This is a genomic window from Pandoraea pneumonica (assembly GCF_049918595.1).
Lineage (GTDB): Bacteria > Pseudomonadota > Gammaproteobacteria > Burkholderiales > Burkholderiaceae > Pandoraea > Pandoraea pneumonica_A.
This window is the reverse complement of the sequence record NZ_JBNCRZ010000001.1, coordinates 858,190-881,025: the sequence shown is the minus strand read 5'-3', so window position 1 is coordinate 881,025 and position 22,836 is coordinate 858,190. Positions and strand designations below refer to the sequence as shown.

The following is a 22,836-nucleotide window of genomic DNA, read 5'->3' as shown; positions in this document are numbered from 1 at the left end:
GGCGGGGGCCTGCCGGGCTGAATGACGCCGCATGGGGAAACGGGGAAGAAGATGAGTGACGAGAACGCCCGTCGGCCAGTGCCGACGGCGGGGAATATGGCTGCCGTCGATGCGCCGCAACACGCGGGTCATGGCGGTGCCACGGCGGCTCAACCATCGTCGGGCGGCAAACGCCCGCGCCGCTGGGTCGTGGCAGTGCTGGCGGTCGTGGTGGTGATCGGTGTGGGCGCATGGCTGCGTTCGCGCGGGGCCGAGAAGCCGATCAAGGCGGCGCTGGCCCCTTCGGTAACGGCCGCCACCGTCGAGGTGCGCGACGTGCCGGTGCGGCTGATCGCCAACGGCACGGTCACGGCGCGCCAGACCATCGAAGTCCGTCCGCAGATTTCCAGCACCATCCGGCAAGTCCATATCAAGGAAGGCGACTTCGTCAAAGCGGGGCAGTTGCTGTTCTCGCTCGACGCGCGCATGGACGAGGCCAACCTCAAGAAGGTACAAGCCCAACTCACCAAAGACGAAGCCGATCTCGCGAACGCGCGCCGTACGCTGGCGCGCACAAAGCAACTGATCGCCGAACACTTCGTCTCGCAGAGCGCGCTCGATACGGCGCAGAGCGGTGTCGATAGCCTGAGCGCGCAAGTCGCCGCTGACCGTGCCGCCATCTCGGCCAGTCAGGTCGCGGTCGACTACAACCAGATTCGTGCGGGCATCGACGGGCGTACCGGCGCGATCAACGTGCACCCGGGCAGCCTCGTGACGCCGGGCGGCGCGGCGCTCGTGACCATCACGCAACTCGATCCGATCGACATCAGCTTCACGCTGCCCGAAGGCGAACTGGCTGAATTGCAGGCCGCACGCGCGGGCGGACCAGTGGCGGTGACTGCCACGCTGGGCACGACGGGCATGACGGCGACCGGTCAGTTGAGCTTTATCGACAATGCGGTGGATTCGCAGACCGGCACGATTCGTCTGAAAGCGGCGTACGACAATCGCGACGCCAAGCTGTGGCCCGGCATGTATCTGAACATCGCCGTGATCGGCCGCATTCTCAAACAAGCGAACGTGGTGCCGCCGCAAGCGGTGCAGACCGGCCCGGACGGCAAGTTCGTCTACGTCATCGGCGCGGATGGGAAAGTGAGCGCCAAGCCGGTGAAAGTCGGCTACGTGGAAGCCAAGCTCGCAGTGATCGATGGCGTGCCCGCAGGCGTTCGCGTCGTGCAGGAAGGCGCGGAGAACCTGCGCCCGGGAAATAAGGTGACGGTGGTGGCGGCACGTGAGGGTGGCGCAACCGCGACTGCCCCTGCCGCCGAAGTGCGCACCGCCGACGCGGCTTCGCCGAAGAGCACGCCATGAACCTCTCCGAACTCTGTATCCGCCGCCCGGTGATGACGATTCTGCTGTGTGTGGCAGCGGTTGTCGCCGGGTTGATCGCTTACGGCCAGATTCCGATCTCGGCACTGCCGAGCTACAACTCGCCGGTGATTCAGGTCACGGCGACGCTGCCCGGGGCGAGTCCGGAGACCATGGCGGCGTCGGTCGCCGCGCCCATGGAGAAGCAGTTCTCGACGATCGCGGGCGTCGCGGTCATCAGTTCGACCAATACCCAAGGCACGACGTCGATCATCATCGAATTCGATAGCGACCGCGATATCGACGCGGCCGCCGTCGACGTGCAGGCCGCGCTCTTCCGTGCCCAGCGCAAGCTGCCGGTGGAGATGACCACGCCGCCGTCGTACCGCAAGGTGAACCCGGCCGACGCGCCGATTCTCTTCCTCGCGATGAATTCGCCGTCGATGTCGCTGGCCGAACTCGACGACTACGCCGAAAACCTCGTCTCGCCCACGCTCTCGACGCTGCCCGGTGTCGCACAGGTGCTGATCTTCGGGCAGAAGCGTTTCGCGGTGCGTGTGAAGGCCCGGCCTGACGCGCTCGCCGCGCGCAAGCTCACGCTCGACGACGTGGCGCGTGCGCTGGCTTCGGCCAACGCCAACAGCCCCGTGGGCACGCTCGACGGCAATCGCCAGACGCTGACCATCGAAGCCAACCGTCAGATGACCAAGGCCGACCAGTTCGCGAGCCTGATCATCGCGAGCGTCAACGGCAGCCCGGTCTATCTGCGCGATGTGGCCGAAGTGCAAGACAGCGTGGAGTCGGTGAAAACCGGCAGTTGGGTCAACGGCGAGCGCTCGATCGTGCTGGCCGTGCTGCGTCAGCCGAATGCCAACACGGTCGCGACGGTCGATCAAGTGAAGGCGGCGCTGCCGCGTCTGGCCGAGCAGATGCCGCAGTCGATTCAGGTCAAGCTGCTCAACGACCGGTCGGTGTCGATTCGCGAGTCCATCGATGACGTGCAGTTCACGCTGGGCCTCACGGTCATTCTCGTGACGCTCGTGATCTTCCTGTTCCTGCGCCGGTTGGCAGCAACGCTGATCCCGGTGATGTCGCTGCCGGTGTCGCTGATCGGCACCGTCGCGCTCATGAAGGGCATGGGCTACTCCATCGACAACATCTCGCTGCTGGGCATCACGCTTGCCGTGGGGTTGGTGGTCGACGACGCCATCGTGATGCTCGAAAACATCGTGCGCCACATCGAAAACGGTGTGCCGCCGCTGCGTGCGGCGCTCGTCGGCTCGCGCGAGATGGGCTTCACGATTCTGTCGATCTCGATCTCGCTGGTGGCCGTGTTTATCCCGATCTTTTTTATGCCGGGCGTGATCGGGCTAATGTTCCACGAGTTTGCGGTGGTGGTGTCGCTGGCGATTCTGGTCTCGGCGGCGGTGTCGCTCACGCTGATTCCGATGCTGTGCAGTCGCTATCTGAAGCACGAGCAGAGCGAAGGTTTGGGATTGCGTGCGACGCAATGGTTCGAAGACGGCTTCGTTTGGGTGCAGGACCGCTACGTGCGCAGCGTGGATTGGTGTCTGGCGAATCGCAAGTGGGTGATGGGCGCCGCGGGCGCGACGTTTATCGCAACCGGGGTGCTGTTCGCGACGATTCCGAAGGGCTTCTTCCCGAGCGAAGACATCGGGCAGGTGCAGGTCACGGCTGAAGGCGCGCAGGATATTTCGTTCACGGCGATGTCGACGCTGCTGCGTCAGGCAGGGGACATCATTCGTGCGAATCCGGCAGTGGATACGGTGATCGTGTCGGCCAACGATAGCAATCAGGGCCGTATGTTTATCAACCTGAAGCCGCATGGCGAGCGCCCGCACATGAGCGAGGTGCTGGAGACGCTGCGTCGCGAGGTCAAGCAGGTGCCGGGCCTGAACGTGTATTTCAACCCGGTGCAGAACCTGCAACTGGGCGGCAAGCAGAGCAAGAGCCGCTATCAGTACGTGATGCAGAGCGTGAAGGCGGGCGAGATGCAGGTGTGGTCGGACAAGCTGATGACCCTGATGCGCGCCGACCCGATCTTCCGCGACGTGACGACCGACGCGCAGATGAAGGGCTTGCAAGCGCAACTCACCATCGATCGCGACAAAGCGAACACGCTCGGCGTGGCGATTGGTGACATTCGAAGCGCGTTGTATAGCGCATTCGGCGAGCGGCAGGTGTCGACGATCTACACGCCGAGCGACAGCTATCAGGTGATTCTGCAAGCGGCGGATAACGACCGTCGTGACGAAGGCGCGTTCGACAAGATCTACGTGCGCGGCAAGGGCGGCGCGCTGGTGCCGTTGTCGGCGGTAGCGACGGTGGAGCGCAAGATGGGGCCGGTGGCGGTCAACCATCAGGGGCAATTGCAGGCGGTCACGTTGTCGTTCAACTTGGCTCCCGGCGCAGCACTCGGAGACGCGTCGAAGAAGATCGTCGGGTTCCAGCGGCAACTCGGTTTCCCGCCGAGCATCATCACGAGTTGGGGCGGCGATGCGGCGGCGTTTCAGGCGTCGCAGTCGAGTCAGGTGGTGCTGCTGGTGGGCGCGTTGTTGGTGATTTACGTGCTGCTGGGTGTGCTCTACGAGAGCTACATCCATCCGATCACGATTCTGGCGGGCTTGCCGTCGGCGGCGGTCGGGGCGTTGCTGACGTTGCGGATCTTCGGCATGGACCTGTCGTTGATTGCGGTGATCGGTATCTTGATGCTCATCGGCATCGTGAAGAAGAACGCCATCATGATGATCGACTTCGCGCTCGACGCACAGCGCAACGGCGGCATGACGCCGGACGAAGCGATTCGTCAGGCGTGTGCGCTGCGCTTCCGGCCGATCATGATGACCACGCTGGCGGCGCTCATGGGTGCGCTGCCGATTGCGTTGGGCTTAGGCGCGGGCGCGGAATTGCGTCAGCCGCTGGGGCTGGCGGTGGTTGGCGGGTTGCTGTTCTCGCAGGTGATTACGCTGTACATCACGCCGGTGATTTATCTGTATCTCGATCGGTTTGCCGGGAAGGGGCCGCTGGTGCTGCCGGGGGATCGCGCCGCGAACGATGGAGGTGGCGATGGTCGCAGCGATGGTGACGCCGGTCACGAAGTGGCGCGAGTGGACACGCGGCATGCCGCCGGGGTGCACTGACGAGTGATGTTGGTTGAGTGACGGTGGCGGTGGATGACGTGACGTTGTTGCGTGATCCACCGCCATTTTTGTTTGTGCTGTTGCAAGCGATGTGCACGCACACGCATTCGTGGGAAACGCAGGAATTTTCCTCACGTATATGAATTCAAGCCATGCAACGTGGCTTGTGAAACCGCTGATTCGCGGCGATTTGGCCGCGTTTCGTGACTACTCGTTTTGCGGTTGGTTGGATTCTTAATCGCGTCTCGACGGACGTGTTCGCTTCCCGGTGTCGTTCGCGCTGTCTCGCCTTGATGTGCCGAGTGCACGCGACGTTGGGCGTGGTTGCCGCTGCGCGAAGTGCCATATCGGAAATCGTGCGCGAATGGGTGTTTTCACGCCCGTCTCAATTGTCAATTTGCTAAAGACCGCGTTCACCCCCGACAACGGGGCACGTTGCGTTCAGGCATAAATCGGCCCTGTCGTTGCGAGGGCGATTCTTCTCGCATCGCATTTCATCAAATTCCAATATCGAACGAGGACTTATGACCATGCAAGTGAACGCGGGTGCGCTCGCGCAATTCAAGACAAACATGACGAAGCGACTGAACAAGCGCCGTCAACGCGGCGTGACGCTGGTGGAACTGGCGGTGGCCGTGGCGGTGATGGGGATGATTATGGCCGGGGCACTGGTGGGTGTGCCGGCGTTGATGACTAGCTTGAAGACAACCAGAACTGTGACCGAACTTCAGCAAATCGTCGCCAAGGCGCATGGAGCATTCGGGACGGGAATTTTGACCGGGGATGGTGCGGGTCGAGCGACTACCGATCCGGGCTTCAATTCGCTTTTCGAGGAACTTCCGCCGTCAGGTACTGCGGGTGAATATAGAAATCAGTTTGGTGGCGTCACACGAGGCGTGAATGTCGTCGTCAATTCAGCCGTCAAAACAGGTGCGGTATTTGAATACACCAATATCCCCGCAAAAGCTTGCGAAAAAATCATTCCCCAAGTTGCCGCAAACTTCACGACCATTCTTGCGAATGGAGTTCCCGTCAAGGATTACGGTGGCGCGCTCGGAGACGCGACTGCGATTGCGAACGCTTGTGGTACCGAAGCAGCAGCGGACCCCGCTGATCCTCGCGTCAACACCACTGTCACGGCGATTCGATTCGGAATCTCGCAATAAGCGGAACCACTAAACGGAGGCAACCATGCGCATGGCGCGTTGGCATCCCGGTCGGTGCGTGGTGGGTATCTGCGCCGTCGGTATCTCTTGTTCATCCGGCGCGAGCGCCTCGGCGTTGCCTGACAGTGAGCTGTTCGGGCATCCACGCCTGACGGCTTCAGTCTCGCCTTCCGCTGTGGCATCGATGAACAGACCGTTGTTGGGTGGCGTTCCGGACACTTCGTTGCCAGCCAGCACCGTCACAGACAACGTTGCGCTACCCGTTGCGCAGACAGTCGATGAGAATCCCGTCGCGGCGCTCTCGGAACCTGAGCTTACGTTTCAGCTTGGCGGCGATGGCAGGCGCGTCTCGGCGGTGTTGCGCGACTTCGTCGAAACCCAGCATTGGCAACTCGCCTGGGAAATCGAACGTGATTTCCCTATCGAGTATCCGGCGACGTTCACGGGGGATTTCCTCGGCATCATCGAGCAAGTGGTGTTGTCGCTGCAAAACAGCGACGCACCGATTCGCGTGAAAGTCTACGAGGCCAATCGCGTGCTGCGCGTCGTGCATGCCACGCAATAACGTCGGTCGTGCGTCACACGGCAGCTCACTATAAAAAAGACCAGCAACCCATGAGAAAGCGACTCGGCGTATTGTGCGCCACCACGTTACTGGCGGCGTGCGGTACGCCGGGAATGCTCAGCAAGACCGACGAGAACGTCACGCACGCGCAGCAAGCCGTGCAATCGGCGCTCGACGCAAAATCTGCAACGCCGATCCGCGCGATAGAACATGTCGACGGCGCATGGCTCGCCAGACGCTCGGTGGCGATCGAAGCCACCGAATCCCTTCCCGATTTCTTCAAACGCAATGTCCGGTTCTCCACCGGCGCGCCACTTGCCATGTCCGTAGTACTCGGACAGGTTGCGCGTGGCAACGGGCTGACGATTCGCGTTTCCGCCGACGTGTCGTGCGACGACGGCGGAAGCGGAGGGCGTGGGGGCAGCCGCGGTGGCGGTTCCTCAAAACTCTTCCAGATGAACTGCACCGAGAGCGGCGAACCGGCCGTGCCATTGCACTACAACGGCACACTGTCCGGCTTGCTCGACGCCATCGCGCATCGCTCGGGTACCCACTGGTCGTATCGCGACGGTGTCGTGCAGTTCTCGCGCTACATCACACGAAGTTTCCAGATCAAGATGATGCCGGGTAGCTCGACCATCAGCGCGTCGGTCGGCAAAAAATCGGAGATGAAGGCCGATCGCGGTGCTTCGGGCGGCAGTGGCGGGGGCGGTTCCGCAGGCGGCGTCAAACTCGATTTCAACGCCGACGCCAAAGTTAGCACCGAATCGAAACTCGACTACTGGGCCGATCTCGTGAAGACCGTCTCCGACATGCTCTCCGATGGCGGACGTGTCACACCGTCGGTCGTCACGAGTTCTCTTGTCGTCACGGACACCGCGGAAGTGATGGAGCGCGTCAAACGCTACATCGACGCCGAAAACGCGGTACTCGGCCGTCAGGTGAAACTGCGTGTTCAGGTCTACTCCGTCACCCTCGAAGAAAACTCCGCCGCCGGTATCGATTGGAATCTCGTCTACCAGTCGGCGAGTGGGCTCGTTGCCGGTCTCGGCGGTCCGGCACTCGGCGGCGCACTCATGGCACGCAAAGGCGGCTTGAGCGTCAGCAAGATTCCTCGCGGTGTCCTCGCCGGTTCCACGGCCTTCATCAAGGCACTCAGCCAACAAGGACGCGTGAGCACCGTCATCGACACGACAGTCGTCACGCTGAACAACCAACCTGCGCCCGTCGCCGTCACGCAGAACCAAGGCTTCGTCGCCGAAACCAAAATGACCCCGGGCAACTTCGGCGGTCAGGCCGTCGTCACCGCCGAGCAATCGGTGTTGACCACCGGCTTCGTGATGAACCTGCTGCCGACGCTGATGGATAACCGCAGCGTGATGTTGCAAGTGCAGATCGATATGTCCGATCTGAAGAAGCTGGAGAAGATCAATCTTCGTACCGGCAAGGAAGCCCCTAGCGGCAGCGACGCCGGAGGCAAAGGCGGTGGCGGTACGAGCGTCAGCGTCGATGGAAAAGACGTAAAGGTCGCCGTCGACGGCAAGGACGACGATGACAAATCCCGCCACGACGATGGCCTCGGTGTCGGCACGTTCATGCAACTCCCGCTCACGGCGTCGATCCAGACGATGCAGCGCGCATCGCTCAAGTCAGGCGACACGCTGGTGCTCAGCGGCTTCCGGCGCAAGGACGACAGCACGGACCGCGACGGCATCTTCGCTTACGAGGGCGGTACGAAAGAAGCACGTCAGCGGGTGAACGAGGTCGTCATCGTGATCTCGCCGGAACTCACCGAGGGCGTGTGAGATGACGCGCGCACTCTCCAATCATCTCGTCGTCGGCGCGCAGTGGGAGACGCTCATCGGTTTGCAAAAAGAACCGACCGAGATTCGCGGGCTCGCCCGAAGCCGCGACGCCGCTCACTACGCGCTCGCCGATGACGGATCGGGCACGCGCACGGTCGGCCTCATGTCGTTGCCCGCAGCCGCCAAGGGTGAGGCAGTGCCGGACCGCTACGCGTTGGCCGCCGTGCTCGAGCAAATGGTCGAAGCCCCGAACGTGGCGTTCGTGCACGCTGACCCGGATGATCCGACCTCCGCTATTTTCGTCACGCTGCGCGACCGTCGCCCGGAGATCGATACCGTCCTGCCGCTCGCCCATCTGAAAGCGCGTCTCGCAGGATGGACGGCCGAAGTCGAAGGGCCGGTGAAAATCGTGGGCGCTGTATTGGACGACCAGCCGCCGCCCGACATCCCCCTAACCCTCGATGACATCGCGTCCCACGCCCGTCGTGAACGCCCCGCTGAAGCGCGCCTGCAACTCGTGCGCAAGCCGTTGCCAACGCGTGAGCTGGCCATCGCTGCGGTGGGCCTGCTGATCGTCGCAGGGCTCGGCGGCGCGGGGTGGATCGGATGGTCTTGGTACGACGACATGCAGAAGCAAAAACAAGCGGACGCCAATCGCGTCGATCCCGTCGATGCCTACAAACAGGCGCTGGCTCGCGCAATTGCCGCCGAGCCATTTTCGTCCGGCGCCAGCTATGCGCAGCGCGTGCAGTACGCGGTGCAGACGTTGCCTTCAAGCGCTGGCGGATGGCGCCCGGCGACTATCGATTGCAATGCCGAACGCTGCAACATCGACTGGCTGCGCAAGGAGGGCGGTACGTTCGACCTGCTTCTGTCGCAACGGCCAAGCGCGCAGATCGTCGACCTCGATCACGCGAAAGAGGTCATAACGATCGCTTCGGCGGGACCGGCCGATGATGCCATCGCTAGCGAAGACACCGACGCGCACGTCACGCCAATTCCTCGCAATCAATTTCTCCGTACCGCCGGTGCGCGTTTGCAGTCTCTCGGCGACTACGGCATGGATATCTCGCTAACGATGGCCGAGCCCCTTGTGAGACCACCTGCATCGGTGGCGTCACGGCCAGACGTACCGCCGCCCATCGCCAAAGGGGAGTGGCAAATGGCCGGTCATCTCGCGTTCCTCGACTCGGTCGCCGGTTTGATGATGCGCGCAGGCAACATGTCGCTGCGCGAACTCAAGATCGATATCGGCGACGGCAAGCCTGTCTTCACCGCTCAAGGTACCTACTATGTCCACTAGTTTTCGTCACGCCACAGCGTTGGTATTGGTGCTCGCGGCAGCTATCGGTGCGCCTGCCCATGGCGAAGAAAATATCGACGCCTTCGCTCGCGCGCATCTCAAGGCGTCGCAGGAGGCGCAGGACAGCAAAGCGGTGACTGGCGACGCACCGTCGACGGAGAACACCGATGACGCATCCACGAAACCCGCCCGCGCCGACATTCCGCCAGAGTTGCTCTTCATTCAAGGCGTCGAGAACACGACGGTTGCGTATCTGCGCATCGATGGCCGTTTCGGCCACACGGTCAAACGGGGCGATACCGCAGGTGAGTGGAAGGTGGTGACCATTGGCGACGATTTTGTCGACGTGACCCGGCATGGCAAGCCGAAGCGTCTGCTGCTCCCCGACGCCTTGGCTGTCCAGCATGCGGCACAGGGGCGACGCGATGGCAACGATCGGTGAACGCCTACGCCTCGCGTGGGAGCGCGCTAACGGGCGCAGCGGCACGCGTCCTGTTGCGCGGCCGGTGGCCGATCTGCGCTCGGAGGATATCCAGACATTCGGCTGGCGTCAGGATCTCGGGCTGACGCTTGCCGGTGCGGAGCAAGGGTCGCTCGTCCTTGTGGCGATGAAGCCCCGTCTCTATCTGGTGCTGATCGAACATACGACGTTTGTGCGCATGCAGGGCTCCGATCTGCTCGAACGCTTCGATCAGGCCGTGCGAGCGACGCATCGCCTCGATCTCGAAGGTATCTACGTCGGAACCACGGAAGAGATCCTGCTCATGCAGTCGCAGTTGCAGCAGCAAGGCGACGACGATGGGCGCTCCGACGAGCAACGCACCGGTGCGTATCGCAACTTCGATCTGATTATCGAAAAGGCGGTGGAAGCCGGGACGTCCGACATTCACTTCGAGTTTCGCGACGCACAGCACGTAAAGGTGCGCATGCGCATTCACGGCAAGCTGCGCGTGACGGGCGACAGCGACCGGCTCTCGCGCGACTATCACGCGATGCTCGACGCGGTCTCTGCGGCTTACAACTCGCGCGCCGATCCGAGCAGTCGCAGTCACAACCACTTCGATGAAGATCAGCATCAAAGTTGCTCGATTCCGCTCTCGATTCGCCAGCGCAAGTATCAGTTGCGCTTTCAGAGCGTGAAAGAGAATCGCGGTGTCGACGTGGTGCTGCGCCTGCTGCTCAATGAAGCGGTGGAAGGCGACGTGCTCTCGCTCTCGCAACTTGGCTATTCCGACGATCAGGTCGAAGTGCTCGAAGACGCGGTACACCGCAGCCCCGGACTCACGATCATCGCGGGCGAAACCGGATCGGGGAAGTCCACCACGTTGCGCACGCTGATGATGTACGAGCGCGACTCAGGCAAGAAATTTTTCTCCATCGAAGATCCGGTCGAGTACATCCAGCCGCACATGACGCAGATTCCGATTCAGCGGCGCGCGGAAGACGGGCTGGGGGAGTCGGCATTCGGCGCGGCAGCCAAAGTGCTGTTGCGCGGCGACCCCGACAAGCTCATGCCCGGGGAAATTCGCGATGCCGAGACGGGCTCGTTTGCGAAGTCGATGACTGAAACCGGCCATCAGGTGCTGTCTACGGTGCATGCGTCGAGCGCGTTCGGGATCATCCCGCGACTGGTGAGCGATGAAATCGGCATGCCGCTCGCGGCTGTTACCTCACCGAATTTTCTGACGGCGATGGTGTATCAGAAGCTAATCCCGGTGTTGTGCGAACACTGCAAGCTCCCGGCCACCGACCATCTCGACGTGCCAACACTTGCCGTCATTGCCGATCTCGGTATCGATGTCACCAAGGTTTGTGTGGAAGGGCCGGGGTGCGAGCGTTGCAAAGGACGCGGTACGGCCGGGCAAACCGTCGTCGCCGAAGTCTGCGAGCTGAACGACGCGATGCTCGACTTGCTGCGCGAATCCCATTTCTGGGAAGCCGAACGGCAATGGCGTGCGGGCCACAACGGCGATCTCACGAGCCCGGACATGACCGGCAAGACGGCCATCGAGCATGCCATCTACAAGATGTCGCAAGGGCGTATCGATCCGCGCGATATCGAAGCCTCGTTCTACAAGCTCAAGAAGTACCACCTGCCGCAAGCGATCGCACCGACGCCCGCGACGCCGCGACGACTCGCCAGTGTGTGAGTCGTCGCGGCGATTCATGTTTTACGCCACGACGTTCTGACATTCCCCCTTCTCGCCATGCTCGAAGCCGCTAATCGATTCCTCGCCAAGCTCTCTCCCCCGCGTGACGCCTATCCGGGCTTGGCCAAGGCAAAACGCCACTTCCTCAAGACACGCGCCAATTTCTACAGCGATTTTGCCGATGCCATCGAAGACGGCGCGAATCCGTTCGATTTGTTTTCGCGCCGGTGCGCGCGGGCGAAAGAACGTCGCAATGTGATGGCGCCGCTATATGCCGTGTGGCGGGACAGAGCCAGCTCGAAGAACTTGCGCAAGTCGCTGGAAGGCACGATCCCGGAGGCCGATCTCGTGGTCATTGCGGCGGGAGAGAAGGGTGACCTTCCCGGCACCTTGCGTTTTCTTGCGCGCGTCGTCACGTTGCAACAACAGACACGCAGCGCAATCGTGGGCGCCGTCACGTTGCCAATTTTCATGTCGGTATTATTGGCGGCCATTCAGTTGGGTGTGGCCTACGGCATGATGCCCATCATGACCGAGATCATGCCGCCGGAGAAGTTTCCGATGCTGGGGGCCGGGCTATATGCGATGTCTGGATTTGTGGCGAATTGGTGGCCGCTGCTCTACGGTATTCCCGTCGCGTTGTTGGTACTCGTTTCATGGTCGATGGGCCGTTGGACGGGGCCGTTGAGGCGGCACTTCGATAACGTCGGCCCTTACGCGGTGTATCGCGATGTGCGTGCCGGTGAATTCCTGGTCGCCCTCGCCGCACTCACCAGCGCAAAAACATCGGTGTTCGACGCGGTGTCGCTGCTGCTTTCGGGGGCGTCGCCGTGGATGCGTTCACATCTGCTTCGTATGCGTGCATCGCTCAAGAGTGACCGGAGCATGACCAAGGCGATGGACACGGGGCTGTTCAACGAGGAAGTCTTCGACCGTCTCGTCGAGTACTCCGGGCGTACGAACTTCGATGTCGGTATTCGCAAGATCGGTCTGATGACGATTGAAGAAACCGCCGCGCGTATCAAAGTGCGCGCGGGTGCGCTTCGCTCGCTGCTCATGGCAATGGTGGGGTTGACGATCATTTTCACCGTGGGCGGCATGCTGCAAATCGGGCGGGCGGCCGGTGAACACGCGCAGTCGATGATGTGATGGCTGCGCATTTTCTCGACCTGTTGGCGCATTGCGTCAAAGCACTGCCACGTGAGTCCTTCGCCGCAATGCTGGGCATTCTCGGGATGTTCATCGGCAGCTTTCTCAACGTCGTGGTCTGGCGGCTGCCGCGCATGCTCGAAATCCAGTGGGCGCGCGAGGCGGCGCACTGGGCTGGGCATATTCCGCCGGTGACGCCGGTTTTCAATCTGGCATGGCCCCCCTCGCGTTGTCCGCGCTGCGATAGCAACATCCGCGCTTGGCACAACCTGCCCGTGGTGAGCTATCTGCTGCTGCGCGGCCGCTGTGCATATTGCCGGACGGCCATCAGCGTGCGCTATCCGCTGGTGGAGTTGATCGTGGGGGCGATGTTCGCCGCTATCGGCTGGAAGTTCGCGCCGTCGATGCAATACGCGACGATGTTCGCGTGGTGCGGGTTTGGCGCCGCGCTGCTGGCGCTATCCATCATCGATGCCGATACGCGTCTGTTGCCCGATGCCATCACCTTACCGCTGTTGTGGGGTGGCCTATTGTTGAGCGTGGCCGGTGTCACGTTGCCAGTCGACGACGCCGTGCTTGGGGCCGCGCTCGGCTACTCAGCAATGTGGTTGATTTCCGGTGGCTACTTTCTGCTGACCGGACAGGAAGGGTTAGGCGGCGGCGACGTGAAACTCGTCGCCGCCTGCGGGGCATGGCTCGGGTGGATCGGTGTACCGCTCGCGCTCGCTTTTGGGGCCGTGGCGGCGACCGTCGCCTTTGGCGGACTCGGTCTGCTGCGCGGCCGCACCTTGTGCGGGCCGCTGCCTTTCGGCCCGTGGCTTTGTGCTGGGGCCGTCGCGAGTGCGCTGTGGGGCGACCGGTTCTTAGGTCTGTGGTTGTACACGGGCGGCTAACGTCGCATGCCCCGCGTTAGCGGCCCGCTCGTACCCGATATCCACATTGCCGGGTTGACGCTGCGCTTGTCTCAGGATCATGTCCGCCGCTTTCTCTCCGATCACCATCGATGGTGCATTGGTATTGCCGCCGATGAGTGTCGGCATGATCGAGGCATCGACGACGCGCAGCCCTTCGACGCCGCGCACACGCAATTCCGTATCGACGACCGACGCGGCGTCGCTGCCCATGCGACACGTCCCGACGGGGTGATAGATGGTGTCGGCGCGCTCGCGAATCAACGCTGTGAGCGCTTCGTCCGATTCCACGCCGCGACTGTGCAGTTCCTTGCCGCCGAATTTCGCCAGCGACGGTGCCGCCAATATCCTGCGGATCACGCGTGCACCACGCAGCAAGGTGTCGACATCCTCTTGTGCTTGCAGGAAGGCCGGGTCGATAAGCGGCGCATCGCGCATATCGCCCGATGCCAGCGTGACGCGGCCACGGCTCTTCGGACGCAACACGCACGCGTGTAACGACAAGCCGCGGCGCAGATGCAGGCGGCGATTGTGGTTGTCGCAGATGCCTACGAGAAAGTGCATTTGCAGATCGGGCCGCGCGAGGCTTGGGTCGCTTTTGAGAAAGCCACCGGCTTCGGCCACGTTGCTCGCGAGAAGGCCACGCTTGTCGCGCAGATACGCCACGCCCTGCATCAACAGGTGCCAGAGACCGGGCGGCGTGTAGCCGACCAGATCGCGATGGGCGACGTACTTGTTGATGATGAAGTCGATGTGGTCTTGCAAGTTCTCGCCGACGTTCGGCGAATCGACTCGCACCGCAATGCCATGCTCGCGCAGTTGTTCTGCGGGGCCTATGCCCGAGCCCATCAGTAATTGCGGCGAATTGAATGCCCCGGCGCTGAGGATCACTTCCGCGCGTGCCCGCAGCGTTTCGAGCGAGCCGTGCCGTTGCAGCGTCACACCTGTCGCGCGCATGCCTTCGAACGTGATGCGCTGCACGAGGGCGTCGGTGATCACATGAAGGTTGGCGCGGGATTTTCCGTGCAGGTACGCGCGTGCCGCATTCCAACGCTCGCCGTCTTTCTGCGTCACCTGATAGATGCCCGCACCTTCGTATTGCGCACCATTGAAATCGCTGGACACGGGAAAGCCCGCTTCACGCGCCGCATCGACGTAGTGCCGCGAGAACGGGTTCACGGTGCGCAAGTCCGCCACATTGAGCGGGCCGCCGCTGCCGTGCCAATCGTCGGCGCCGCGCTCGTTGTTTTCGCTGCGCCGGAAGTAGGGCAGCAGGTCGTCCCAGCCCCAGCCTGTGCAACCCGCCTGCGCCCAATCGTTGTAATCGTCGGGATGGCCGCGCGTATAAATCATCGCGTTGATCGAGCTCGATCCACCTAGGCCGCGTCCGCGTGGCTGATAGCCCTGACGCCCGGCAAGACCCGCCTGCGGTGTCGTGCGAAAGCCGTAGTTGCGCCGCGAGCGAAACGGCACGAGTGCAGCGAGTCCGAGTGGCAGTCTGACGAGAAAGCTGTTGTCGGGCGGTCCGGCTTCGATGAGCGCGATCGTGCGCCCGGGCAAGCCGTCGGCTAAGCGCGCAGCGAGCGCACAGCCCGCCGAGCCGCCACCGACGATGACGTAGTCATAGTCCATGCTGACATCCTCCCTTGGATGGGCACTGCATTGCCTGCTTTGTATTTATCTTTCTTGTGCACTGCTATTCGCCGGAACGGATGTGTCCTCAGTTTCGGTCACCCGAAGCGGCGGCACTCATTGTAGGCAGACATTTCCCGTATTCGAGCGTGATGTGAAGTATTCCTCTAATTTGTACGGGCAGTGAAGTTCAGCCGCTATGATGAAATGATCCACTCGGCGTGAACGCCCGATCGAGCGCGCATACGATGGGCAGCCCTAGGGAGACATGGATGACTGAGGCTTGGCAAACCCACGACGTCACCAATCAGGTGCCGCCGCTAGTCGATTACAACCTGTACACCACCGATGCCGCGTTGCAGGCCGCTGTGAGCGCGTTTAACGCTGGCTGGCATGCGAAGGAACTGCATCGGCAGGGCGCGCGTTTGGGCGAAGCCGAGGTGCAGCAATGGGCTGAGACGGCGAATCGCCACGAACCCGAGTTACAGACGTTCGATGCGCGCGGCAACCGTATCGATCATGTGGCGTTCCACCCGGCGTGGCATGCGCTGATGGGACTTTTGCGCGGTGCACAATTGCAGTCGCTGCCGTGGGCGCACCCGCAGGCAGGCGCGATGGCGGCACGCACGGCAGCGTATTTTTTGCATGCGCAGAACGAAGCCGGTTCGCTGTGCCCCACGACGATGACGTTTGCCAGCATCCCGGTGCTCGCAAAGGTGCCGTCGCTCTATCCCACCATCAAGGACAAATTGCTCGCGCCGCAGCATGACCCGCGCGATATTCCGCTCGCGCAGAAGCACGCGATGCTCGTCGGTATGGGGATGACGGAAAAACAGGGCGGGTCGGATGTTCGCACGAACACCACCGTGGCCCATGCACTTGGCGGCGATACGTATTCACTGGTCGGGCACAAATGGTTCTTCTCGGCGCCGCAGTGCGACGCGCATTTGGTGCTCGCGCGCGCTGACGACAGCGACGCGCTGTCGTGTTTCTTCGTACCGCGCTACACGCCGGACGGCCACAAGAACGCTGTGCAGATTCAGCGCCTGAAAGACAAGCTCGGCAACCGCTCGAACGCGAGCAGCGAAGTGGAGTTCCAAGGGGCCTACGGCACACTCGTGGGCGCGCATGGACGCGGGATTCCCACCATCATCGAAATGGCGACGTACACGCGGCTCGACTGCGTGATCGGCAGCGCCGCGATGATGCGCACTGGTGTGGTTCAGGCGATACATCACGCCCGGCACCGCACCGCATTCGGCGCAAAGCTCGTCGATCAGGATTTGATGACGACGGTGCTCGCCGATCTGGCGCTGGAGTCGGAGGCCGCGACGTGGCTCGCCATGCGGCTGGCACAGTCGTTCGATGCTGCCGAGTCGGACGACGACGCGCCGCTCGAGCGTGCATGGCGTCGCATCGTGCTGCCCGCCGCTAAATTCTGGGTGTGCAAGCGCGCGCTCGAACTGGCAGGCGAATGCATGGAGGTCTGGGGCGGCAACGGTTATGTCGAAACCGGTCCACTCGCGCGGTTGTATCGCGAAGCGCCGGTCAATTCCATCTGGGAAGGCTCGGGCAATGTGATGTGCCTCGACGTGTTGCGCGCCATTGGACGCGAGCCGGAAGTGGCACAGGCATGGTTTGACTGGCTGGGCGAGCGCGTAGGGTCGCACGCGCCGTTACGTGCGGCGTTGGCGCAATTGCATGGATGGCTCGCGGCTGACCCGGCGAGGCACGCGGTGCGCGCACGCGCCATTGCTCAACAAATCGTGCTGCTCGCGCAAGCAGCGTTGCTCCTCGAACATGCGCCGGCCGAATTGGCGCATGGGTTTGCCGAGAGCCGTCTGTCGAATCACGGCGGCCGCGTCTATGGTGTGATGCCGGATTCGCTGGCGGTGGGGGTGCAACGGGCGTGGCTCGATCGCGCGTTTTTAGGCTGAACGGCAGGATTAGGGTGAGCAGGCCCTAGACAAGACAACAACAAGGACGATGGCTGCCACCGGCGGCCACAGGGAGACGGCATGGGACATAACCACGAACTGGGCGGTTTGCACGACGTGCCGCCTGCACTACACGCGGCTTCCGAAGACGATAGCGCGCGGGCCATGCTGTTGCCCAGATTCGACGCGATGCGCCGCGCGCACGACAGCGCACCGCACGTCGACTGGCCGACTCGCAAGGGGCATTTGAAGGCGTTGCAGGCGATGTTGCGCAAGTATCGGGAGGCGTTCGCGAAGGCCATCGACGAAGACTTCAACGGTCGATCGGCGCAGGAAACCGACATGCTGGAGTTGTTCCCGTCGCACGGCAATCTCAAGCATGCGCTGGCCAACACGCGCCGGTGGATGCGCGGCACGCACGGCTGGGCCAATCTCTGGCTACTGCCTGCGCGTACGGCCATCGTGCCGCAGCCGCTGGGGGTGGTCGGTGTGATCGTGCCGTGGAATTACCCGCTGTTTCTGGCCGTGGGGCCGCTGACCGATGCACTGGCGGCGGGAAATCGCGTGATGATCAAGGTGTCGGAAGTGGCGCCTCGTTTTGCGGATGTCTTCGCGAAAGCCATCGCCGAATTTTTCCCCGCTGATTGGGTGACGGTGGTCGCCGGAGATGCACAGGTGGCCCGTGCGTTTTCCACGCTGCCGTTCGATCATTTGCTGTTCACCGGCGCGACGTCGATCGGCCATCACGTCATGCGCGCGGCGAGCGAGCATCTCACGCCCGTCACGCTCGAACTCGGTGGCAAATCGCCCGCGATCATCGGCCCCGGCGCACGCTGGGACCACGCGGTCGAGCGCATCATGTTCGGCAAGCTGGTCAACGCCGGGCAAACCTGTATCGCCCCGGACTACGTGCTCGTGCCGCGAGAAAAACTCGACGCGTTTGTGACGTCGGCGCGTCAGGTGGCGGCGCGTCTTTATCCCGATGCGGTGAACAATCCGCAATACACGAGTATCGTCTCGCCGCGCCATTTCGAGCGACTGATGGGGCTCGCGGGAGAGGCCGCGGCACAGGGCGCGACATCGCACGCGTTATTCGACGCACCTGCGCAAGCTGAACGTCGACGCTTGCCGCCGGTGATTCTCACGGGCGTGCACGAAGGGATGCGCGTCATGCGCGAGGAGATTTTCGGGCCGTTGCTGCCGGTGGTGCCTTACGACGATCTCGATGCCGCCATCGCCTATGTGAATGAGCGTCCGCGTCCGTTGGCGCTCTACATCTTCGACACCGACGACACGCGTATCGACCGGGTGGTCGACGGCACGATTTCCGGCGGGGTGACGATCAACGACACGCTGCTGCACGCCGCCGAACACGGGCTGCCATTTAGCGGGGTGGGAGCATCAGGGATGGGCGGATACCACGGCGAAGTCGGTTTCCGCACGTTCTCGAAAGAGAAGCCGATTTTCCGACAGGCACGGTTCAACGGCGCCGGGCTGCTCAATCCGCCGTACGGCAAGCGCTTCGCGATGATGATTCGGCAGTTGCTTGGCTAACATCACGTGCCGACAAAGAAAAACCCCGCCGGGGTGACCCGGGCGGGGTTTTTTCATCACGCTGCCGGACTTGCCACCAGCGATTGCCGATGGCGCGTCGAGAGCGTCTGACGCTTACGCGACGGCGCGCAGACCGGCGTCGGCCAGCAGGGCGTCGGCGCGATCCGTGGCTTCCCACGAGAATTCCGGCTCTTCACGGCCGAAGTGACCGTAGGCGGCCGTCTTCTCGTAGATCGGGCGCAGCAGGTCGAGCATCTGGATGATGCCCTTCGGACGCAGGTCGAAATGCTTCTCGACGAGTTCCGCGATGCGCTGATCGCTGATCTTGCCGGTACCGAACGTGTTGACCATCACCGACGTCGGGCGCGCCACGCCGATGGCGTACGACACCTGAATCACGCACTTCGAAGCCAGACCGGCGGCCACGATGTTCTTCGCGACGTAACGGCCAGCGTAGGCGGCGGAACGGTCGACCTTCGACGGGTCTTTGCCCGAGAAGGCGCCACCGCCGTGCGGTGCGGCACCGCCGTACGTGTCGACGATGATCTTACGGCCCGTCAGGCCGGCATCGCCTTGCGGACCGCCGATCACGAAGCGACCGGTCGGGTTCACGAGGAACTTGATGTCGCCCTTGATGAGGTCAGCCGGGAGCACCGGCTTGATGATTTCTTCGATGACGGCTTCGCGCAGCACGTCGAGTGCGATATCCGGCGAATGCTGAGTCGACAGCACGACGGTGTCGATGCTGTGCGGACGGCCGTTTTCGTACTTGATGGTGACTTGCGATTTCGCGTCCGGGCGCAGCCAGTTCAGGCGGCCGTCGCGGCGCACTTGCGATTGGCGCTCGACCAGACGGTGCGACAGGTGAATCGGCAGCGGCATCAGTTCCGGCGTTTCGTCGCAGGCGTAGCCGAACATCAGGCCCTGGTCGCCGGCACCTTGATCGAGGTTATCGTCATGGGCACGGTCGACGCCTTGGGCGATGTCGGGCGACTGGCGGTCGTAAGCGACCAGCACGGCGCAGCCCTTGTAGTCGATACCGTAGTCGGTGTTGTCGTAGCCGATGCGACGGATGGTGTCGCGCGCAACTTGCTGATAGTCGACCGTAGCGGTCGTGGTGATTTCACCCGCGAGCACGACGAGACCGGTGTTGCAAAGCGTTTCGGCGGCGACGCGCGCGTACTTATCCTGGGTCAGGATCGCGTCAAGGACAGCATCCGAAATTTGGTCAGCGACCTTGTCCGGGTGACCTTCGGATACCGATTCGGAAGTAAAGAGATAGTCGTTCGCCACTTCTGGCTCCTCTATAACGAATGATTGGCGACTCACGCGCCGTCATCGGAGAAGAAGCGGCGACGCTTTAGCGGATAAATTAATCGGATGCGCTGCCTTTAAAGGGTGGCTCATCCGAATCGCCCCGCAAGTTGTCAGTTAACTCGGCGATGTCGCTTATTATACGCCCCTGTAGAAAATCTGCTGGCGACATGGCAACCACTCCCAAGAAATCCATCGGGTACTACCTGAGCGTAGGCCTGTTGCGGGGGCTCAACCTGCTCCCCTATAGCTGGGTCGCGCGTTTCGGCGCGGGCCTTGGACAACTTTTGTACCTCATTCCCAGCTCGCGAAAGCGCGTGGTGCACACCAATTTGCGCCTGTGTTTCCCGCACTGGGATGACGCCACCCGCGAGCGCGTGGCCCGGGCGTCGTTCGTGCACGCCATTCGCAGCTACGCCGAGCGCAGCGTGCAGTGGTTTGCCGACGGCAAGAAGCTCGAACGCCTGATTGAGCTCGATTCCGCCGTCGATCTGCGCGATCCGAACATGCCGCCGACCATTCTGCTCGGGTTCCACTTTGTGGGCATCGAAGCTGGCTCGGTATTCATCAATTATTCGCTGCACCGGCCCTGCGCCTCGCTCTACACGCCGATGTCGAACCCGGCGTTCGACGCAATGGCCAAGGAACAGCGTGGCCGGTTCGATGCCGAGATGATTCCGCGCGGCGACAGCGCACGCGACGTGTTGCGCATGTTCCGCAAGAAGAAACCGGTCATGCTGGCGGCCGATATGGACTACGGCGCCCGGAATTCCACGTTCGTGCCGTTTTTCGGCGTCGAAGCCTGCACGCTGACGTCGGTGTCGCGCCTGGCCGAAGTGGGCCGCGCGCAGATCCTGCCGTTCATCGGCGAAGTGCTGCCTAACTACAAGGGCTACCGCCTCAAAGTCTTCCCCGTGTGGGAAAACTACCCGAGCGGCGACCCGGATGCCGACGCCCGGCGCATGAACGCGTTCCTGGAAGAACAGATTCTGAAGATGCCGGAGCAGTACTACTGGGTGCACAAACGCTTCAAGACCCGCCCGGAAGGCCAGCCGGGCGTGTATTGAGCGGCACCGGATGCGCGTCGACTTCTCCTCTACAATAGCGGCATGAAGCTCAAATTCACCAAGATGCAAGGTGCCGGGAACGACTTTGTCGTGATCGACGGCATCTCGCAGACCATCGATTTCACGCCCGAGCAGTGGCGTGCGCTGGCCGACCGCCACTTTGGCGTCGGCGCGGACCAACTATTGCTCGTCGAGCGCTCGGCGCTGCCGGGCGTGGACTTCCGTTACCGCATCTTCAACGCCGACGGTGGCGAGGTGGAGCATTGCGGCAACGGCGCGCGCTGTTTCGTGAAGTTCGTGCGCGACACGGGCCTCACCGACAAGCGTTCGGTGCGCGTCGAAGTGCAGCAGGGTGTGATTACGCTCACCGCGCGCGAAGACGGGCAGGTCAGCGTGGATATGGGCGCACCGATTCTGACGCCGTCCGACGTGCCGTTCGATGCGACCGGTCTGGAAGGCCGCCGCGAGGGCGACGACACGCTCTGGCCGCTCGATGTGGCGGGCAAGACCACATGGATTTCGGTCGTATCGATGGGCAACCCGCACGCCGTGCAGGTGGTCGATAACGTCGATACCGCGCCGGTCGAGACGGATGGCCCGCTCGTCGAGCGCCACGCGCGCTTTGCGCGCCGCGTGAACGCCGGATTCCTGCAAGTGGTGGACAAGCATCAGGCACGTCTGCGCGTGTACGAGCGCGGGGCAGGCGAGACGCTGGCCTGCGGTACTGGCGCTTGTGCCGCCGCGGTGGCAGGGATTCGCCGGGGCTTGCTGGCCTCGCCGGTCGCCATCGAGACGCATGGCGGCACGCTCACCATCGAGTGGGATGGCGCCGCCGGCCCGGTCATCATGACGGGGCCCGCCGCAACGGTCTTCGAGGGCACCATCGAGATCTGATACCGTGTTGCCCGCAAGGCGCCCTTTGGCATTGGCCAACGTTGAAACGGGGCGCTCGCAAGACCGATTTGGTTTCTGAAGCTTCTGATTTCGCGACCCTGACGGCCGCACGCTCTCCTTGTGCAAACTCGGCGCGGTGCGGTTTTCGATGAACAGCAGACGGACACTCATGAACGACCGAGATATTGCGGAATACCTGATCGCGCATCCTGACTTCTTCGAGCGCCACGCCGAATTGCTGGCTGGCGTGCGGCTGACGAGCCCTCACGGGCAGCGGGCGGTGTCGTTGCAGGAGCGTCAGATCGAGATGCAGCGCGAGAAGACCAAGCAAATCGAGCGACGCCTCGCCGAATTGCTGCGCTACGGCCACGAAAACGACGATATCTCGGCGAAATTGCACCGCTGGACCCTCGGCCTGCTCGGCGAGCGCGACCCGCACGCGCTGCCGGACGCCATTGCTCGCGGCCTGCGCGATGTCTTCGACGTGCCGTTTGCCGCTGTGCGTGTGTGGAATGTCTCCGCACCGTATCAACCGGCCGAATTCGCCCGCAGCGTGAGCGAGGAGGTCAAGATCTTCGCGTCGAGCCTGGTCACGCCGTATTGCGGCGCGAACACCGGCTTCGAAGCGGTGACGTGGTTGGGGGCACCGAGCGATCCGGCATCCGTAGCGCTGTTGGCGCTGCGCGACCCGCTGGCCCCGCAAGGCGCCGAAGCGCCGGTGTTCGGTTTGCTGGTGATGGGCTCGGACGATGCCCGCCGCTTCCACGAAGGCATGGCGACCGACTTCCTGTCGCAGATCGGCGAACTCGCGGGCGCGGCGCTGAGCAAGCTGCGCGCGGACGACTGAGTCGTGGCGGGGCGCCATTGTGGCCAAACCAACC

Annotated in this window: 17 protein-coding genes; 15 read left to right on the top strand and 2 right to left on the bottom strand. The window is 62.8% G+C overall.

Features of this window, described 5'->3' with window-relative positions; translation table 11 throughout:
- Positions 1-51: 51 nt before the first annotated feature.
- The 10 genes from ACPWR9_RS04135 (at position 52) to ACPWR9_RS04090 (ending at position 13,539) form a co-directional block, all read left to right on the top strand.
- Positions 52-1,350 carry an efflux RND transporter periplasmic adaptor subunit gene (locus ACPWR9_RS04135; RefSeq protein WP_426296346.1) on the top strand — a complete coding sequence of 433 codons (1,299 nt, stop codon included), beginning with the start codon at positions 52-54 and terminating at the stop codon, positions 1,348-1,350.
- A complete protein-coding gene (locus tag ACPWR9_RS04130; RefSeq protein WP_426296347.1) occupies positions 1,347-4,508 on the top strand; it encodes an efflux RND transporter permease subunit in 3,162 nt (1,053 codons plus the stop codon). The genes ACPWR9_RS04135 and ACPWR9_RS04130 overlap by 4 nt, the downstream gene beginning before the upstream one ends.
- A gap of 524 nt (positions 4,509-5,032) precedes the next feature.
- Positions 5,033-5,674: a type II secretion system protein gene (locus ACPWR9_RS04125; RefSeq protein WP_426296348.1), complete on the top strand. Its 642-nt coding sequence runs from the start codon at positions 5,033-5,035 to the stop codon at positions 5,672-5,674.
- A gap of 223 nt (positions 5,675-5,897) precedes the next feature.
- Positions 5,898-6,239 (top strand): TcpQ domain-containing protein, encoded by a 342-nt coding sequence (locus tag ACPWR9_RS04120; RefSeq protein WP_426296349.1) that lies wholly within the window; start codon positions 5,898-5,900, stop codon positions 6,237-6,239.
- A 50-nt stretch (positions 6,240-6,289) separates the two neighbouring features.
- Positions 6,290-8,044, top strand: coding sequence for a secretin N-terminal domain-containing protein (locus ACPWR9_RS04115; protein WP_426296350.1), 1,755 nt, complete (start codon positions 6,290-6,292; stop codon positions 8,042-8,044).
- Between the two features lies 1 nt (position 8,045).
- On the top strand, positions 8,046-9,347 hold the full coding sequence (gene pilO2 / locus ACPWR9_RS04110) for a type 4b pilus protein PilO2 (protein WP_426296351.1): 1,302 nt from the start codon (positions 8,046-8,048) through the stop codon (positions 9,345-9,347).
- Positions 9,337-9,789, top strand: a complete 453-nt coding sequence (locus ACPWR9_RS04105) for a hypothetical protein (protein WP_426296352.1) — start codon at positions 9,337-9,339, stop codon at positions 9,787-9,789. The genes pilO2 and ACPWR9_RS04105 overlap by 11 nt, the downstream gene beginning before the upstream one ends.
- On the top strand, positions 9,773-11,497 hold the full coding sequence (locus ACPWR9_RS04100; RefSeq protein WP_426296353.1) for a GspE/PulE family protein: 1,725 nt from the start codon (positions 9,773-9,775) through the stop codon (positions 11,495-11,497). Before ACPWR9_RS04105 ends, ACPWR9_RS04100 begins: the two co-directional genes overlap by 17 nt.
- Positions 11,498-11,554: 57 nt before the next feature.
- Positions 11,555-12,646: a hypothetical protein gene (locus ACPWR9_RS04095; RefSeq protein ID WP_426296354.1), complete on the top strand. Its 1,092-nt coding sequence runs from the start codon at positions 11,555-11,557 to the stop codon at positions 12,644-12,646.
- Positions 12,646-13,539, top strand: a complete 894-nt coding sequence (locus tag ACPWR9_RS04090) for a prepilin peptidase (protein ID WP_426296355.1) — start codon at positions 12,646-12,648, stop codon at positions 13,537-13,539. The genes ACPWR9_RS04095 and ACPWR9_RS04090 overlap by 1 nt, the downstream gene beginning before the upstream one ends.
- Here the strand turns inward: ACPWR9_RS04090 and ACPWR9_RS04085 are convergent.
- Positions 13,510-15,189: a GMC family oxidoreductase gene (locus ACPWR9_RS04085; protein ID WP_426296356.1), complete on the bottom strand. Its 1,680-nt coding sequence runs from the start codon at positions 15,187-15,189 to the stop codon at positions 13,510-13,512. The two genes, ACPWR9_RS04090 and ACPWR9_RS04085, sit on opposite strands and share 30 nt — an antisense overlap.
- 272 nt (positions 15,190-15,461) lie before the next feature.
- Between ACPWR9_RS04085 and ACPWR9_RS04080 the strand changes: the two genes are divergently transcribed.
- Together ACPWR9_RS04080 and ACPWR9_RS04075 are read left to right on the top strand one after the other, a co-directional pair.
- On the top strand, positions 15,462-17,126 hold the full coding sequence (locus ACPWR9_RS04080) for an isovaleryl-CoA dehydrogenase (protein WP_426296357.1): 1,665 nt from the start codon (positions 15,462-15,464) through the stop codon (positions 17,124-17,126).
- 165 nt (positions 17,127-17,291) lie between these two features.
- Entirely contained in the window at positions 17,292-18,680 is a 1,389-nt protein-coding gene (locus ACPWR9_RS04075) for a coniferyl aldehyde dehydrogenase (protein ID WP_426296628.1), read from the top strand.
- A gap of 114 nt (positions 18,681-18,794) precedes the next feature.
- Here the strand turns inward: ACPWR9_RS04075 and metK are convergent, their stop codons facing one another.
- Positions 18,795-19,973, bottom strand: coding sequence for a methionine adenosyltransferase (metK, locus tag ACPWR9_RS04070; RefSeq protein ID WP_150679644.1), 1,179 nt, complete (start codon positions 19,971-19,973; stop codon positions 18,795-18,797).
- Between the two features lie 191 nt (positions 19,974-20,164).
- Between metK and ACPWR9_RS04065 the strand changes: the two genes are divergently transcribed.
- From ACPWR9_RS04065 to ACPWR9_RS04055, 3 genes are all read left to right on the top strand, one after another.
- Positions 20,165-21,061 (top strand): lipid A biosynthesis lauroyl acyltransferase, encoded by an 897-nt coding sequence (locus ACPWR9_RS04065; RefSeq protein WP_150679645.1) that lies wholly within the window; start codon positions 20,165-20,167, stop codon positions 21,059-21,061.
- 42 nt (positions 21,062-21,103) lie between these two features.
- The gene (dapF, locus tag ACPWR9_RS04060; protein ID WP_426296358.1) at positions 21,104-21,955 is read left to right on the top strand and encodes a diaminopimelate epimerase; all 852 of its coding nucleotides are present in this window, start codon (positions 21,104-21,106) and stop codon (positions 21,953-21,955) included.
- Between the two features lie 169 nt (positions 21,956-22,124).
- Positions 22,125-22,802, top strand: a complete 678-nt coding sequence (locus ACPWR9_RS04055; RefSeq protein WP_150679647.1) for a DUF484 family protein — start codon at positions 22,125-22,127, stop codon at positions 22,800-22,802.
- Positions 22,803-22,836 lie beyond the last annotated feature (34 nt).

Coding starts and splice junctions, on each gene's coding strand:
- ACPWR9_RS04135 (WP_426296346.1), top strand. CDS start 52: ATGAGTGACGAGAACGCCCGTCGGCCAGTGCCGACGGCGGGGAATATG.
- ACPWR9_RS04130 (WP_426296347.1), top strand. CDS start 1,347: ATGAACCTCTCCGAACTCTGTATCCGCCGCCCGGTGATGACGATTCTG.
- ACPWR9_RS04125 (WP_426296348.1), top strand. CDS start 5,033: ATGACCATGCAAGTGAACGCGGGTGCGCTCGCGCAATTCAAGACAAAC.
- ACPWR9_RS04115 (WP_426296350.1), top strand. CDS start 6,290: ATGAGAAAGCGACTCGGCGTATTGTGCGCCACCACGTTACTGGCGGCG.
- pilO2 (WP_426296351.1), top strand. CDS start 8,046: ATGACGCGCGCACTCTCCAATCATCTCGTCGTCGGCGCGCAGTGGGAG.
- ACPWR9_RS04105 (WP_426296352.1), top strand. CDS start 9,337: ATGTCCACTAGTTTTCGTCACGCCACAGCGTTGGTATTGGTGCTCGCG.
- ACPWR9_RS04100 (WP_426296353.1), top strand. CDS start 9,773: ATGGCAACGATCGGTGAACGCCTACGCCTCGCGTGGGAGCGCGCTAAC.
- ACPWR9_RS04095 (WP_426296354.1), top strand. CDS start 11,555: ATGCTCGAAGCCGCTAATCGATTCCTCGCCAAGCTCTCTCCCCCGCGT.
- ACPWR9_RS04090 (WP_426296355.1), top strand. CDS start 12,646: ATGGCTGCGCATTTTCTCGACCTGTTGGCGCATTGCGTCAAAGCACTG.
- ACPWR9_RS04085 (WP_426296356.1), bottom strand. CDS start 15,189: ATGGACTATGACTACGTCATCGTCGGTGGCGGCTCGGCGGGCTGTGCG.
- ACPWR9_RS04080 (WP_426296357.1), top strand. CDS start 15,462: ATGACTGAGGCTTGGCAAACCCACGACGTCACCAATCAGGTGCCGCCG.
- ACPWR9_RS04075 (WP_426296628.1), top strand. CDS start 17,292: ATGCTGTTGCCCAGATTCGACGCGATGCGCCGCGCGCACGACAGCGCA.
- ACPWR9_RS04065 (WP_150679645.1), top strand. CDS start 20,165: ATGGCAACCACTCCCAAGAAATCCATCGGGTACTACCTGAGCGTAGGC.
- dapF (WP_426296358.1), top strand. CDS start 21,104: ATGAAGCTCAAATTCACCAAGATGCAAGGTGCCGGGAACGACTTTGTC.
- ACPWR9_RS04055 (WP_150679647.1), top strand. CDS start 22,125: ATGAACGACCGAGATATTGCGGAATACCTGATCGCGCATCCTGACTTC.